The sequence below is a fragment of the Microbacterium sp. 69-10 genome, assembly GCF_001897945.1.
Classification (GTDB): domain Bacteria; phylum Actinomycetota; class Actinomycetes; order Actinomycetales; family Microbacteriaceae; genus Microbacterium.
Window position 1 is genome coordinate 80,446 of record NZ_MKRT01000021.1, and the last position, 12,783, is coordinate 93,228.

Here is a 12,783-nt window from a genome sequence, read left to right on the forward strand (position 1 = left end):
AGGGACTCAGCGCGCGGCGTCCTCAGCGCGCGACGTTGTACTTCGTCGCGCCCACCGCGAGCACGGCGTAGTCGCGGTGGAGTGCCACGGGAGTGCCAGCGGATGCCTCGAGGGCGGCGCCACCGGCGTTCCAGACGGTGACGACGTCGCCGTCGAGCGTGCGCAGCACGAGCTCGCCCGTCACAGCATCCGCGGAGTCGACCAGAGCATCCACCCAGCCGAGCGGCGTCGCCGAGGCGAGACGCGCCTGGATCAGGTGCAGGGCGTGCCCAGGGGCGAAGGAGGAGCAGGCGTACCCGTGGTCGCACATGCACGCAGCACGCTCACGCACCTCGAGGGGCGAAAGGCGGGTCTGCGGGCTGGTCACGGTGATCTCCTCACGATCGGTTGATCCGAGGCTACGGCCGCTGTCCCGTCTCGTCGATAACTCGCGAAACGTGACGAAACACTTCTCCCAGGGCGCGCTCAGGGGATCGAGTACACGAGCCCGATGCACGGCCCGATGATGATCAGCCACACGGCCGCGGAGATGATGAGCACGCCGCCCGCGATACGTCGGCGCTGCGCGTGGGACCCCGCGGTCGCCATCACGATCACGGAGATGACGGCGATCGCGATGAACGGCCAGAGAATCGAGAAGACGCCGAACTGCATCATCATGCCGAGGGATGCCACGGCGAGTACGAGCCCCAGCGCATGGAAGCCGAGCCCGATCAGCAGGCCGGTGCCGATGCCGCGCTGGCCGGGCTCGCGGCGAGGATGATCGCTGGGCAGGGTCACGCGGCCGTCTCCGATCAGTAGGTGTTCAGCCCGATGCACGGACCGAGGATCACGATCACGAAGCCGAACACGACGATGAGCCCGAATGCCGCGGCGACGCCGCAGCCGATCAGAACGCCCTTCGCGCCGCCCGACATCCTCTGCGGCTCCGGCGGCGCGTAGCCGAGAGGATTGGCGCCCCATGCCGGGTCGTAGTAGCCGGGCTGCTGATTCGGTCCGGGATAGTAGCCGGGCTGCTGGTTCGGAGTCGAGAAGCCAGGGGGCGCCTGAGCCGGGTCGGGCGGGAACGGCGGAAGCTGCTGCGGGGGATAGCCCGGCGCGGGCATGCCGGGCCCAGGCATGCCGGGCCCAGGCACGTCCGGCGGGGGAGGCGGCACGACCTGATTCGGATCGTATGTCGGCTGACCAGGATCGGGAGACGGGGGCGGAGGCACCGCCGATCCGCCGTCTGGCGGCAGCGGCGGGTTCTGCGCAGGGTCTTCAGGCTGGCTGTCCATCGGGCACCGTCCCCTCCACAGCGGGCTCGGCGCGGAAGCGCCCGCGCCGCAGCATCCAGATGATCCGCGCCACCAGCAGCGGGATCGTGACCGCCAGGAACAGCTGCGGCCTGGTCAGTCCCATCCATGCGACATCATTGCCGCGCACGAACTCGATCAGGAAGCGGAAGACCGCGTACCCGGCGATGTAGATCGTGAGCGTCTCCCCGGCGGCGATCGGCTTGTGCCGCAGCCAGAACCACAGCACGGCGAAGGCGACCGCATGGAAGACGATCTCGTAGACGAAGCTCGGATGCAGCGGAACGCCCGCGGGCGAACCCGTGCGCGCCGCGGCATCCGCGTCCAGCACGATGCCCCAGGCCGCGCCGGTCGGTGTCCCGGGCTGCTCGGTGAGCAGGCATCCGATCCGTCCGATCGCCATCGCCAGGGCGACGGCCGGCGCGAACAGATCTCCGGTCCGGCCCGGGTACCGGCAGAGCTTCTTGGCGATGTGCACGCCCAGCCACGCGCCGACGAGCGCGGACAGCACCGAGGCGTTGCCGCGCAGCAGCTGCTCGCCCAGATTCAGGTTCTTCGACGGGTCCAGATGCTGCGCCCAGGTGCCGAGCCGCGCCATGATCGCGGCTCCCGCCATGGCTCCGAGCACCAGGTAGACGATCCGTGGATCGCGCACCCCGCGCCGGCGCTTCTCCACGAGGAACACCACGATGGCGGCCAGCATCCCCAGCGCGACGAACACGGAATGCGTGTCCAGCGGCGGCAGCCACGGAGCGATGTCGTGCAGGGTGGGGAACATCTCAGCCGCCCAGGATCCGCATCCAGAGCATCACCCAGAAGGGGATGCCGACCGCGGCCGCGACCGCGATCACCGACAGGTACGCCAGCACCAGGCGGGTGTCGCCCAGCTTGCAGCGCGACCGCAGCAGCCCGCCGCGGCGCGCCTTCGCATACCCGGCGATCGCGACCAGTGCGAAGGCGAGCACGGCCACCGGCCCCAGGATGCACGAGATCAGCGCGATCGTGGTGAACACGCACAGCCGCAGCGGATCGAACGCGGGGGCCGGGTGACCGACCGAGGCGTCGAACTGGTTGAGCCCGTTGGCAGCCATCTCGTCTCGTTCCACTTGCTCAATGACCGGGCGAGAGAACCGGCAGGCGGGTGCGCCCGCCCGTCTCGCGCACCTCGGTCGTCGATGACGCCGGCCGTCCCAGCGCCGTGGAGATGCGGGTGCGACTCAGCGGCGCCCACGCCTGCAGAGCGCAGAAGGGCGCGCACTGGTGCGCGTTCGTCTGCTCGTTCACGGTCGCCACGTGCACGCAGCACTGGGTCAGGCGCTCCTCGATCATGGTGTTGATGTCCATGAACGGCTTGACCGTGATGCGCAGCACGCGGTCGGCCAGCATCGCCCGCATCCGCTTGTGCTGCCCCGGCAGCTTCGATGCGGCGAGCGTCGCCAGCGTGCCGACGCCCAGGTCGCAGTTCACGCAGATGTCGCGCCAGATGTCGCCCATCGACGGATGCGACAGCGACGACTGCTCGCTGAGCAGATCCAGCAGCGAGTTCTTCACGACGTCGCGGATCGCCTTGTTCACGTTCGAGTCGGCGATGCGGTTGGCGATCAGGTCGGGGTTGAGGTCGAGGAACTCCTTGAGCCTGTCGTGCCCGATCAGCCCGACCAGCGACTTCCAGTCGCCGGAGTCGTCCTTCAGGAAGTAGCCGACCGAGCAGCAGTGCGGGTGGCTGCAGGGCAGCGCGGTCAGATCGCGCCAGGTGATCTCGTCGTCGGTCTGCGGGCCGATCCGGGCGAGCACCCCGGTGTGGGTGAGCCGCTCATTCGGGTCGATCCCCGAGTTCCGTCCCGATCCGAACACCGGCTGGATCGTCACGCCGCCCACGTACGGGGTCGCCTGCGCCCGCCGGATGACGTTGCCGATCTCGTGGTCGTTGACGCCCAGCGCGGCCGTCATGGTCAGGGTCGTGAAGACCCCGGCATCCGACAGTCGCTCCAGCGCCCGCTCCTTGAACCGGCGGATGTCCGCGCCGCGGTGGAAGGCGACGGATGCCGCCTCCTCGCCGTCGTACTGCAGGTACACCTCGACGCGCTCACGGTGCTTCTTCAGGAACTGGACGAACTCGTCGTCGTTCGCGATGCGCAGCCCGTTCGAGTTCAGCAGGATGCGCACGATGGGCCGGGCGACCAGGTGCTCGATCAACTGCTCCAGCCAGGGGTAGAGCGTCGGCTCGCCACCGGAGAGCATGAGCACGTCGATGCGGTCGTTCTCGCGGCTGAGCTTGGCGTCGACGGACGCCAGCACCTCGGCGAGCGGGGCGACGGCGGATGCCGCGGGGCTCGACTCCGCGAAGCAGGTGGGGCACTTCAGGTTGCAGTGGTCGGTGATGTCCTCCAGCAGGATGCAGGTGTGCTGCGTCTGCATCTGCGGCAGGCCGTCTTCGTAGGCCTGCGGCACGGGTTTGAAGTTGCCCATCGTGTCGGGCGTGTGCACCTTGGTCGGCGCCGTCCACTGCTCGAGGTATCGCAGGATGTCGGCGTTCTCGTCGTACAGCGTGGAGACGAGCCCGTGCTCGGGGCATCCGCGCTCCAGCCACACCGTGCCGTCGCGGTCGGCGAGCCAGCCCGACAGCCGGCGCACCTCGCTGAGCGGCTGGTCCGGCTTCTCCTCGTGGCAGTGCGGACAGAACGCATTCACGTAGCGGTGGATGCGGTAGTCGCGCAGCGGCATCCCTGCGCCCGGCTTCGTCGCCATGAAGAGCCCCCCTCTTTTGCGTCCAGATTAGCGGGAGCGCAGGCGGTCCGTTCTGGCCCGCATGTGATGATGCTCCAGTGAGATTTACGTCTTTGGGTACCACTCACCGAACCGGCCGGCGCATGGGTCTGGCAGCGCGGCTTGGTTGTCTGATCGGTTGTGCCATCGCTCTCGCCTCCTGCAGCGCCCCGTCACCGTCTGAGCTTGGCGACGAAGCCTGGTGCGATGAGTTGCAACAGGAGCTGACGGCTGTTGGAGTCGGATGGCCTGTCGCGAATCAACAGTTGGTAGCTGACCAGATCGAGGATGTAGAGGGCGCTTTTGAGCGTCTCGCTCCACGCGCCAAAGGTGATCTGAGGATCGCCGCGCAAGGATGGCTTCAGGGCTTTCGCGCTGCCGCCCCGTACCTTCGCCAGAATGATCCGGACGGGTTCGAGCGGGACGTGTCTGAAGCGTTGCGCTCGCAACTTCATCTTGCTAACGTCGCGATCAACAACATCTGTGGTTGGGACGAATGGCCGGGGGGCGATCATGCGGGTGACTTCTAAGATTCTGACTGGACTTCTTGCAGGACTTGCGGCTGTGATCTGGCTTGTTGCACCGGCTGAGGCAGCAACAGATGCTGGAGACACGGCCACATATCTGAATGAGTTGCAGCGAATTGCTGGCCAGCCTGTTCCCTACGAGTTGGGCGAGTCGGATTCTGCAACATCGGGAGTCCACACGATGGCCCTCGACCCGTACGTCTGCGTTCTCTATCCTTCGCAGGTCCACCTGCGGAAGTCGGGGGGCTGGGGCACCGTTGGAGCGAAGCCCTACACAGAGTGCAGTGCGGGTACGCCTACGAGCATCACGCAGACAAGCACCCTCTACATCGTGGAGTGGGCTGGCCTCGCCTATAAGACCATGCAGATCAGGACCGTCAACAATGTGGGTGAGCGCAAGCTCGAGCAGCGGAATGTTTCGTGGGCTTGCCTTAATGGCAATAATTCCGTGTTCCAGCAGAAGACCAATGGAACAACGGTGCAGGCAGGCAAGACGTACTATTCGACCGTGCAGACGGTAAGGTCAACTCTCTCCTGTGGCTACTGAGTCTGTGTGGGTGGTCTTTCGGGAGGCCATTCCATCGAATCCCATCGCAGGAGTCTTCAGGTCCCAGAAGGACGCGTTGGCCTACGTCGACACCAAGCTTGCAATCAAGCCGGATGACGTGTTCGAGATCGGCGAGTACAGAGTGGGCGTGGCTCTGTACTGACCGAGACAGGCGTGTCTGCACCGCGTTGCACTACGCAGGGGTGAGTTGCGTACACTGGGCGACGTGCTGTTCGCATTCCCCGTTTCAGAGGGCGCCTTCGTGGCGCGAGAGGTGATCGTCGGCGCGTCACGCGCCGACGGCAGAGGCTGAGAGCGATCCGGCGGCGGAACTCCCGTCACCGGAGAAGCGTCGTACCCGGCATCCGGGTCTCTTTCCTCTCCCGTCGTACCCGGTTCCGGGTCCGGCCCTCTCCCGCCGTCATCGGCGGTCCTGAAACAGAAAGCACTTCCTCATGCGTCCCATCGACGAGCGCGCCATCCGCGCCTCCTTCCGCAACGCCTCCCGCAAGGAGGTCTCCTCCCTGAACCTGCCACCCGACTTCGACGAGATCGACTTCGACAAGATCGACTTCCTCGGCTGGTTCGACCCCAAGATGCCCCGGCGGGCCTACGTCGTCGCCGAGATCGACGACGACAACGTCGGCATCCTGCTGCAGCGCACCGAGCAGCGCACGGCCATGCGCGCCCAGTGCTCGTGGTGCGATGACGTCACGCTCCGCAACGACGTGCAGTTCTTCTCGGCCCGCAAGGCAGGGGCTGCCGGGCGGAACGGCGACACGATCGGGACGCTGATCTGCGCGAACTTCGGCTGCTCCGCGAACGTGCGCAAGCTCCCGCCGCTGGCCTACGAGGGCTACGACCGCGAGCTCGCGCGCGATCTGCGGATGCTGCGCCTGCGCGAGCACGTCACGTCGTTCGTGCGCGAACTCGGCTGACGATGTCGCCCTCTCGCGGCGTGGATCAGAAACACACGCCGGACCCCGGTCTGCCGTGCGTTTCTGATCCGCACTGACGTCGGAGATGCATTTCTGATCCGCGCTGGATGCGCTCCGCGCTGGATGCGTGGAACCGCTGTCAGCGCGCAGTGGCGCGGACGTGCGCCAGTGCGTCGGCGGCCAGTCGCTCCGACAGACGCGTGAACGTCGCCACGCTGCGGGTGCCTGGCCAGTCGGCGGGGAGCAGCTCGGACGGCAGACCCGGGTCGATGTACGGCAGCACGCGCCAGCTGTCGATAAGGCGCACGTAGGCGGCGAACGGCGCGGACAGGTCGAGACCGGCGGCGGATGCCAGGAACTGCTCGTGCTCGGCGCGCAGCGCCTCCAGATCCCACCAGGCCGTGACGGCCTGGGCGAGTGGCTGCGCGGGCCGCGGATCGGCGGTGCTGAACAGCGTGGCGAAGCCTCGGGCACCCAGCTCGTCGAGCAGCTCCTCGGCCTCGGTCTCCAGATGGCCGGGCAGGATCCACAGTCCCGCCGAGACGGCGCCCGCGCCCAGGAACTGCAGCCTGCGCCGCAACTGGTGCCGCAGGTCGCGCCTGGTCTCGGGGATGGTCGCCGAGACCAGCATCCACTCGTCGCCGGCGCGCATCGTGCGCACGGCGAAGATGCGGCGGTCACCGCGCTCCAGCATCGGCAGCGCCGCAGGGTTCAGCGCGTACCCGCCGGACGCCGCGAGCAGCAGCCCGTGCTTCTTCAGCCGCGTGATCGCCGTGCGCGCCCGCGCTGCGGGGATGCCGAGATCCTCGGCCAGCCCCACCAGACCGCCCGACGAGATCGTCCCGCCGAGCGGCCGCAGGTACAGCCCGATCAGGGTCCGCAGCAGCGAGGTGGTGCTGCCCGGCCGCGCATCGATGTCGTCGAGCACTGAAGAGGTCATGGGCTCAGGCGGTCAGGGCGTCGCGCACGGCCAGGATGCCGCGCAGGGTCTCCTCGTGCGAGGTGCTCAGCGGCGACAGTCCCAGGCGGATGCCGTCGGGGAAGCGGAAGTCGGGGATGATCCCCTCGCCCCACAGCTGCTGCGTCACCTGCTGGAACGAGTCGTGCCCGATCGTGATGTGCCCGCCGCGGTGCGCGGCGTCCCTCGTCGAGAGCAGCCGGACGCCCAGCGGTGCGAGCAGCTCGTCGTAGGCGCGCACCGCGAAGTCGGTGAGCGAGATCGACTTGGCGCGCACCGCCGCGATGCCCTCGGCCTCGATCAGGTCGAGCATGCCCTGCATGGCGAGCATCGACATCACCGGCGGAGTGCCGCTGAGCAGCTGGCGGATGCCGCCGACCGGCGCGTACTCGGGGCCCATCGCGAAGATGTCGGCCGCGCTCCACCAGCCGTGGATCGGCTGCGTGACGGTGCCGTGATGCTCGGCGCGCAGATACGCGAACGCGGGGGAACCGGGGCCGCCGTTGAGGTACTTGTACGTGCATCCGACCGCGAGGTCCACGCCCCACTCGTCCAGCTGCATCGGCACGACGCCCACCGAGTGGCACAGGTCCCACAGCATCAGGGCGCCCGCGTCGTGCACGACGGACGTGATCGCGGGCATGTCGGCGAGGGCGCCGGAGCGGTAGTCGACGTGGCTGAGCACGACCAGCGCGGTGCGCTCCGAGACGACAGCGGCGACATCGGATGCGGTGACGCCGGCGACGGCATCCGGCTCGATCCAGCGCAGTGTCGCGCCGGTCTCCTTCGCGACGCCCGCCGCGATGAACCGGTCGGTGGGGAAGTTGCCGGCCTCGATGACGATCTCGTCGCGACCCGGGCGGGCGGCGACGGCCGCGCGCATGAGCTTGTACAGCAGCACGCTGGTGGAGTCCGCGATCACCGTCTGGTCGGCGTCGGCGCCGAGGGCGACCTCGGCGATCCGGTCGCCGAGCTGCATCGGGAGGGCCATCCACTGCTCGTCCCAGGACCGGATCAGGCGCGTGCCCCAGTCCTCGCGGATGAACGCGCCGACCTTCTCGGGGAGATCCTTCAGCGGCCGCCCGAGGGAGTTGCCGTCCAGGTACGCGGTCACGCCCGGCGCGTCGACGAACGCGTCCAGGTGGTGGGCGAGCGGGTCGGCGGCGTCGAGACGGCGCGCTTCGCTGAGCAGGTCGGGCGCGCTGATGCCGGCGATGCGGCGGTGCTCGTCCTCCGCGGATTCGATGGGGGTCGACGCTTCGGTCATGTCATGCCTCCAGGTGGGTGAGCGGGTGGGCCCCGGCGGGATCGCCGTCGGGCAGGAAGAGCGGGTGCGGGTCGTCGGCCAGCGGCGCGAGCGCGTGCAGCAGGCGGATGCCATCGATGCCGGCCTCGCGCAGGGCGTCGAGTTCGCGAGGGTTCAGGTCGACCGGGGTGGGCCCGTTGCCCATGTCGGTGCCGTAGAGCACGGTGCCGCCGGCGTCGGCGAAGCGGCGCACGTTGTCGATCGCGATCGCGCGGTGGGCGTCGTCGTGGATCGCGAGCGTCGAGATCCACTCCACGGATGCCGCCTGCTCGGCGATCTCGTCGTCGGTGAGGCGCTCGGTGAAGGGCGCGTGTGCGAGCCGGTCAGCGCCCAGGCGTGCTGCGCGCTGCGCCTGCCCCGAGCCCTCGGCATGCGCCACGACGGGCAGTCCGTGGGACTTCGCGGCGGCCACGGCGGCGCGGAAGCTGTCGTCGTCCAGCACCGGCCCCGCCTCGCTGTGCGCGACGACCTTGATGCAGGATGCTCCGATGGCGGCGAGCTCATCCACCGCGGAAGCTGCGGCTCCGGCATCCGCGATCTCCCGCACGGAGCCGGCCGGAGCCCAGGAGCGGTCCGAGGGATACCCGCCCGGTGCGGTGAGAAACGCGCCGGCATACTCGACGGTCACGCTCCACAACTCCGGAGAAACGTGCCGATCCAGCCCGGATCCGGCCGATTCACGTGCAGAGTCCGGGGTTTCTCCGGAGTTGTGGCGAGCCACGCCCGCCACCCACGCCGGATTCCCGCCCAGATCCACCACCCGGCCCAGGCGTGAGCCCGCCAGCAGGGCATGGTCGACCAGCTGCAGGTGCACGTGGTGGTCGGTGAAGCGGCCGGTGACCATGCCACCGTCGACGCGACGGAAGCCGCTCATTCCTTGCCGATCCCGCTCACTTGCCGATCTCCGTGCGCACGCTGTACAGCTCGGGGAAGAACGTCAGGTCCAGTGCGCGGCGCAGGAAGTCGACTCCGGTCGACCCGCCGGTGCCCTTCTTCATGCCGATCGTGCGGGTGACCGTGCGCAGGTGGCGGAAGCGCCAGAACTGGAAGTTGTCCTCCACGTCGACGAGCTCTTCGCACGCCTCGTACAGGTCCCAGTGCTCGTGCGGGTTCTCGTAGATCTCGCGGATCGCCTGCACGAGCTCCTCGTTCTCGCGGTACGGCTGGCGCACGTCCCGCTCGAGAACCTCGGCGGGGATGGGCAGGCCGCGGCGCGCCGCCAGGCGCAGGAACTCGTCGTACAGCGTCGCCCGCTCCCACTCGCGCGTGAGCAGAGCGAGGTTCTCGGGGTGGTCGCGGAACACGCTCAGCATCCGCTCGTTCTTGTTGCCGAGCGCGAACTCGACGGCGCGGTACTGCACCGACTGGAAGCCGGAGGAGCTGCCCAGGTCGCCACGGAACTCCGCGTACTCGGTGGGGGTGAGGGTGGCGAGCACCGACCACTGACGGGTCAGCACGTCCTGGATGTGCTTGATGCGCGCGATGTGCTTGAGGGCGGAGCGCAGATCGTCCTCGGCGAGGCGGTCGCGGGCCGTGCCGAGCTCGTGCAGGACGAGCTTGAGCCAGAGCTCCGTGGTCTGGTGCTGGATGATGAACAGCATCTCGTCGTGGTGCTCGGGCTGGGAGACCGGATGCTGGGCGTCCAGCAGCTTGTCGAGCTCGAGGTACGAGCCGTATGTCATCCGGTCCTTGAGATCGGTGACGATGCCCTCTTCGAGTGCGCGCTCGTTGTCGTTGCTCATTCCGCGACGATATCATCTTCGTGTCGGGCGTCACAATAGTGAAATCGACGGTGAGTATCGCTTTCCGCGTCGGCGCATCGGTAATGTCGGTCCATGGGAGACCACGTCGGGGTGCAGAGCTTCTCTCGGCAGGATCGCACGCGATTCCGCGCCAAGGTCGGCCGGTGCCTGGATGCGCTCGCAGTCATGCTCGCCGATGGCACTTTCGACGTCGCCGAGCCGCGGCTGGGACTCGAGATCGAGCTCAACCTCGTCGACGGCGCGCACGACCCGGCCATGTCGAACGCACGGGTGCTGGAGGAGATCGCCGACCCGGCGTTCCAGACCGAGCTCGGCCGGTTCAACATCGAGATCAACGTCGCCCCGCGGCCGCTCGCAGGGGCCAGCCTCCGCGAACTCGAGGGTGCCCTGCGCGCCGCCCTGAACGCCGCGGACGAGCGGGCCAGGGGCGTCGGGTGCGGGCTGGCGATGATCGGGATGCTGCCCACGGTCGACGAGCATCATTTCACCGAGCAGTGGTTCTCGGAGGACCCGCGATACGGGCTGCTCAGTCAGCAGGTGATCGCTGCCCGCGGCGAGGACATCGCCCTGCAGCTGGACGGGTCGGCGCTGTCGGACGGCGGCTCGCGGGAGACCCTCGACATCGTGTGCGACACGATCCTTCCCGAGGCCGCGTGCACCTCGGTGCAGCTGCACCTGCAGGTGCCGCCCGAGGAGTTCGCCGCGTACTGGAACTCGGCGCAGGCGATCGCCGGCGTGCAGGTCGCGCTCGCCGCCAACTCGCCGTTCTTCGCCGGTCGCGCGCTGTGGCACGAGACGCGCATCCCGATGTTCGAGCAGGCCACCGACACCCGCTCTCAGGAGCTGAAGAACCAGGGCGTGCGTCCGCGGGTGTGGTTCGGGGAGCGCTGGATCACCTCGATCTTCGACCTGTTCGAGGAGAACTCGCGCTACTTCCCGGCGCTCCTGCCCGTGTGCACCGATGAGGACCCGTTCGAGGTGCTCGAGGCCGGTGGCTCGCCGAAGCTGGCCGAACTGCGCATGCACAACGGCACCATCTACCGCTGGAACCGCCCGATCTACGACGCCCAGGACGAGGGGCGGCACCTGCGGCTGGAGAACCGCGTGCTGCCCGCGGGACCGAGCATCCCCGACGTGCTGGCCGATGCCGCGCTGTACTACGGACTCGTGCGCAGCCTGACGGACGCCGACCGGCCGCTGTGGACGCAGATGACGTTCGACGCCGCCGAGGAGAATCTGCATTCCGCGGCGCGGGACGGCATCGAGGCGCGGATGTACTGGCCCGAGGTCGGCTGGGTGGGTCCGCGCGAGCTCGTGCTGCGCCGGCTGCTGCCGCTGGCGGCGGAGGGGCTGGACGCCTATGGCGTCGACGCCGCCGTGCGCGACCGGTATCTGGGCATCATCGAGCAGCGCTGCCTGACCGGGCGCAACGGCGCCACCTGGCAGCGGGGCGCGGTGGCCGCCCGCGAGGCCGCCGGCGAGACGCGATCCGAGGCGCTGCACGGCATGCTCGCGGAGTACCTGGAGCGGATGCACACGGGCGAGCCCGTGCACACCTGGACGTCCTGACCGCCCGGAGGCTCAGCTACCCAGGATCTCCGCGGTCGTCCGCAGTGCGATCTGCGGCGGGTAGAGGCCCAGCACATGCAGGGCGGCCGTGTGGTTCTCGGCGGTCGATCCCGCGCAGGCGTCCGTGGCGACGGTGAGCCGCGCACCGGCATCCGCTCCTGCCAGGGCCGTGGAGAGCACGCAGCAGTCCGTCGAGACCCCGGCCAGCACAACGGGCGCGCCGCGCCCGACGATCGCCTCGAGCTCCGCACCCCACTTCCCGAAGGTGGGCAGGTCGAGCGTGGGATGCGGCGACAGGTCCTCTGCATCCGGCACCAGGTCGTAGAGCGGATCGGATGCCGGCTTGTCGGCGAACGGCCATGCCTCGAAGTAGTCGCCCCAGGACGTCGTCCGGTCGGCGGTCGGCACCCAGCGAGTGACGAGCACGCGCTCGCCGTGGGCCTCGGCGAGGGAGCGGATGTTCACCATGGCATCCGCGAAGAACGGCGACCCCCACTCCGAGTCCGGAGAGGCGAAGATGTTCTGCGGGTCGATGACGACCAGCCAGCGGTCGGTCATCCCTGCTCCTGCCGGCGGATCCTCCCCGCACGGGCGAACCAGGTGACGACGAACGACAGCACCAGCGCGAACAGCACACCGAGGTTGGCGTAGCCCCAGTCGTCGCGCCAGCCGAACAGGTCGAGGAAATAGCCCTGCCAGTCGTTCCACGGGGTGTCGGGGATCGTGTTCATCACGAAGCCCCACCCGATCCCGGTCGCGACGAGCATGGTGATGATCGAGATCCAGTCGAACCCGCCGTAGCGGCCGTTCGAGTCGAACAGCGCGGCCTCGTCGTAGTCGCGGCGGCGGCGCAGGATGTCGGCGATGAGGATGCCCGCCCACGACGCCATCGGCACGCCGAGCGTGATGAGGAACGACTGGAACGGGCCGATGAAGCTGGTCGCGAAGAACACCACGAAGATCGTGCCGGCGGTGAGGATCACGCCGTCGATGCCGGCGGCGGCGGGCCGCGGGATGCGGATGCCGAGGCTCAGCAGCGTGAGGCCAGAGGAGTAGATCCCGAGCACCGCGCCGGAGACAAGGGTCAGGATCGCCACGATCAGGAACGGCACGA

General features: G+C 68.7%; 17 protein-coding genes. 4 read left to right on the top strand and 13 right to left on the bottom strand.

The genetic code is table 11. The features are described 5' to 3' along the window. Positions 1 to 22: 22 nt before the first annotated feature. The 7 genes from BGN97_RS08895 to BGN97_RS08925 all read right to left on the bottom strand — a co-directional run bounded on the left by BGN97_RS08895 (position 23) and on the right by BGN97_RS08925 (position 4,576). On the bottom strand, positions 23 to 367 hold the full coding sequence (locus BGN97_RS08895) for a hypothetical protein (protein ID WP_292700238.1): 345 nt from the start codon (positions 365 to 367) through the stop codon (positions 23 to 25). Between the two features lie 98 nt (positions 368 to 465). Next, the gene (locus tag BGN97_RS08900; RefSeq protein ID WP_292700241.1) at positions 466 to 780 is read right to left on the bottom strand and encodes a hypothetical protein; all 315 of its coding nucleotides are present in this window, start codon (positions 778 to 780) and stop codon (positions 466 to 468) included. Between the two features lie 14 nt (positions 781 to 794). Continuing rightward, a complete protein-coding gene (locus BGN97_RS08905; RefSeq protein WP_292700244.1) occupies positions 795 to 1,157 on the bottom strand; it encodes a hypothetical protein in 363 nt (120 codons plus the stop codon). Between the two features lie 103 nt (positions 1,158 to 1,260). Continuing rightward, entirely contained in the window at positions 1,261 to 2,073 is an 813-nt protein-coding gene (locus tag BGN97_RS08910) for a prolipoprotein diacylglyceryl transferase family protein (RefSeq protein WP_292700246.1), read from the bottom strand. A 1-nt stretch (position 2,074) separates the two neighbouring features. Beyond that, positions 2,075 to 2,386 (bottom strand): hypothetical protein, encoded by a 312-nt coding sequence (locus BGN97_RS08915; RefSeq protein ID WP_292700248.1) that lies wholly within the window; start codon positions 2,384 to 2,386, stop codon positions 2,075 to 2,077. A 19-nt stretch (positions 2,387 to 2,405) separates the two neighbouring features. After that, on the bottom strand, positions 2,406 to 4,043 hold the full coding sequence (locus BGN97_RS08920; protein ID WP_292700251.1) for a radical SAM protein: 1,638 nt from the start codon (positions 4,041 to 4,043) through the stop codon (positions 2,406 to 2,408). Between the two features lie 191 nt (positions 4,044 to 4,234). Further along, the gene (locus BGN97_RS08925; RefSeq protein ID WP_292700254.1) at positions 4,235 to 4,576 is read right to left on the bottom strand and encodes a hypothetical protein; all 342 of its coding nucleotides are present in this window, start codon (positions 4,574 to 4,576) and stop codon (positions 4,235 to 4,237) included. A 4-nt stretch (positions 4,577 to 4,580) separates the two neighbouring features. Between BGN97_RS08925 and BGN97_RS08930 the strand changes: the two genes are divergently transcribed. The 3 genes from BGN97_RS08930 (at position 4,581) to BGN97_RS08940 (ending at position 6,073) form a co-directional block, all read left to right on the top strand. Further along, positions 4,581 to 5,135 carry a hypothetical protein gene (locus BGN97_RS08930; RefSeq protein WP_292700257.1) on the top strand — a complete coding sequence of 185 codons (555 nt, stop codon included), beginning with the start codon at positions 4,581 to 4,583 and terminating at the stop codon, positions 5,133 to 5,135. Further along, positions 5,125 to 5,298, top strand: coding sequence for a hypothetical protein (locus tag BGN97_RS08935; protein WP_292700260.1), 174 nt, complete (start codon positions 5,125 to 5,127; stop codon positions 5,296 to 5,298). The genes BGN97_RS08930 and BGN97_RS08935 overlap by 11 nt, the downstream gene beginning before the upstream one ends. Before the next feature lie 292 nt (positions 5,299 to 5,590). Then, a complete protein-coding gene (locus BGN97_RS08940) occupies positions 5,591 to 6,073 on the top strand; it encodes an FBP domain-containing protein (protein WP_292700263.1) in 483 nt (160 codons plus the stop codon). Between the two features lie 139 nt (positions 6,074 to 6,212). Here the strand turns inward: BGN97_RS08940 and BGN97_RS08945 are convergent, their stop codons facing one another. The 4 genes from BGN97_RS08945 to BGN97_RS08960 are packed head-to-tail and all read right to left on the bottom strand — an operon-like array spanning position 6,213 to position 10,079. Further along, complete coding sequence (locus BGN97_RS08945; RefSeq protein WP_292700266.1) at positions 6,213 to 7,013, bottom strand: PaaX family transcriptional regulator C-terminal domain-containing protein; 801 nt, start codon at positions 7,011 to 7,013, stop codon at positions 6,213 to 6,215. A gap of 4 nt (positions 7,014 to 7,017) precedes the next feature. Continuing rightward, the gene (locus tag BGN97_RS08950) at positions 7,018 to 8,298 is read right to left on the bottom strand and encodes an aminotransferase class V-fold PLP-dependent enzyme (RefSeq protein ID WP_292700270.1); all 1,281 of its coding nucleotides are present in this window, start codon (positions 8,296 to 8,298) and stop codon (positions 7,018 to 7,020) included. Between the two features lies 1 nt (position 8,299). Then, entirely contained in the window at positions 8,300 to 9,211 is a 912-nt protein-coding gene (locus tag BGN97_RS08955; protein ID WP_292700272.1) for a hydrolase, read from the bottom strand. A 16-nt stretch (positions 9,212 to 9,227) separates the two neighbouring features. Continuing rightward, complete coding sequence (locus BGN97_RS08960; protein ID WP_292700275.1) at positions 9,228 to 10,079, bottom strand: tryptophan 2,3-dioxygenase family protein; 852 nt, start codon at positions 10,077 to 10,079, stop codon at positions 9,228 to 9,230. 93 nt (positions 10,080 to 10,172) lie between these two features. Between BGN97_RS08960 and BGN97_RS08965 the strand changes: the two genes are divergently transcribed. Further along, complete coding sequence (locus BGN97_RS08965; protein ID WP_292700278.1) at positions 10,173 to 11,669, top strand: glutamate-cysteine ligase family protein; 1,497 nt, start codon at positions 10,173 to 10,175, stop codon at positions 11,667 to 11,669. A gap of 12 nt (positions 11,670 to 11,681) precedes the next feature. On the opposite strand, the gene BGN97_RS08970 is transcribed toward BGN97_RS08965, so the two are convergent. Further along, entirely contained in the window at positions 11,682 to 12,227 is a 546-nt protein-coding gene (locus BGN97_RS08970; RefSeq protein WP_292700280.1) for a cysteine hydrolase, read from the bottom strand. Next, positions 12,224 to 12,783 (bottom strand): cytosine permease (locus tag BGN97_RS08975; RefSeq protein WP_292700283.1); only part of this gene is annotated, 560 nt, incomplete at its 5' end. The genes BGN97_RS08970 and BGN97_RS08975, both read right to left, overlap by 4 nt.

What these genes read in the sequence shown, in the direction of transcription:
- BGN97_RS08910 (WP_292700246.1), bottom strand. Translation starts at nt 2,073, where the DNA reads ATGTTCCCCACCCTGCACGACATCGCTCCGTGGCTGCCGCCGCTGGAC.
- BGN97_RS08915 (WP_292700248.1), bottom strand. Translation starts at nt 2,386, where the DNA reads ATGGCTGCCAACGGGCTCAACCAGTTCGACGCCTCGGTCGGTCACCCG.
- BGN97_RS08920 (WP_292700251.1), bottom strand. Translation starts at nt 4,043, where the DNA reads ATGGCGACGAAGCCGGGCGCAGGGATGCCGCTGCGCGACTACCGCATC.
- BGN97_RS08925 (WP_292700254.1), bottom strand. Translation starts at nt 4,576, where the DNA reads ATGATCGCCCCCCGGCCATTCGTCCCAACCACAGATGTTGTTGATCGC.
- BGN97_RS08940 (WP_292700263.1), top strand. Translation starts at nt 5,591, where the DNA reads ATGCGTCCCATCGACGAGCGCGCCATCCGCGCCTCCTTCCGCAACGCC.
- BGN97_RS08945 (WP_292700266.1), bottom strand. Translation starts at nt 7,013, where the DNA reads ATGACCTCTTCAGTGCTCGACGACATCGATGCGCGGCCGGGCAGCACC.
- BGN97_RS08950 (WP_292700270.1), bottom strand. Translation starts at nt 8,298, where the DNA reads ATGACCGAAGCGTCGACCCCCATCGAATCCGCGGAGGACGAGCACCGC.
- BGN97_RS08955 (WP_292700272.1), bottom strand. Translation starts at nt 9,211, where the DNA reads ATGAGCGGCTTCCGTCGCGTCGACGGTGGCATGGTCACCGGCCGCTTC.
- BGN97_RS08960 (WP_292700275.1), bottom strand. Translation starts at nt 10,079, where the DNA reads ATGAGCAACGACAACGAGCGCGCACTCGAAGAGGGCATCGTCACCGAT.
- BGN97_RS08965 (WP_292700278.1), top strand. Translation starts at nt 10,173, where the DNA reads ATGGGAGACCACGTCGGGGTGCAGAGCTTCTCTCGGCAGGATCGCACG.
- BGN97_RS08970 (WP_292700280.1), bottom strand. Translation starts at nt 12,227, where the DNA reads ATGACCGACCGCTGGCTGGTCGTCATCGACCCGCAGAACATCTTCGCC.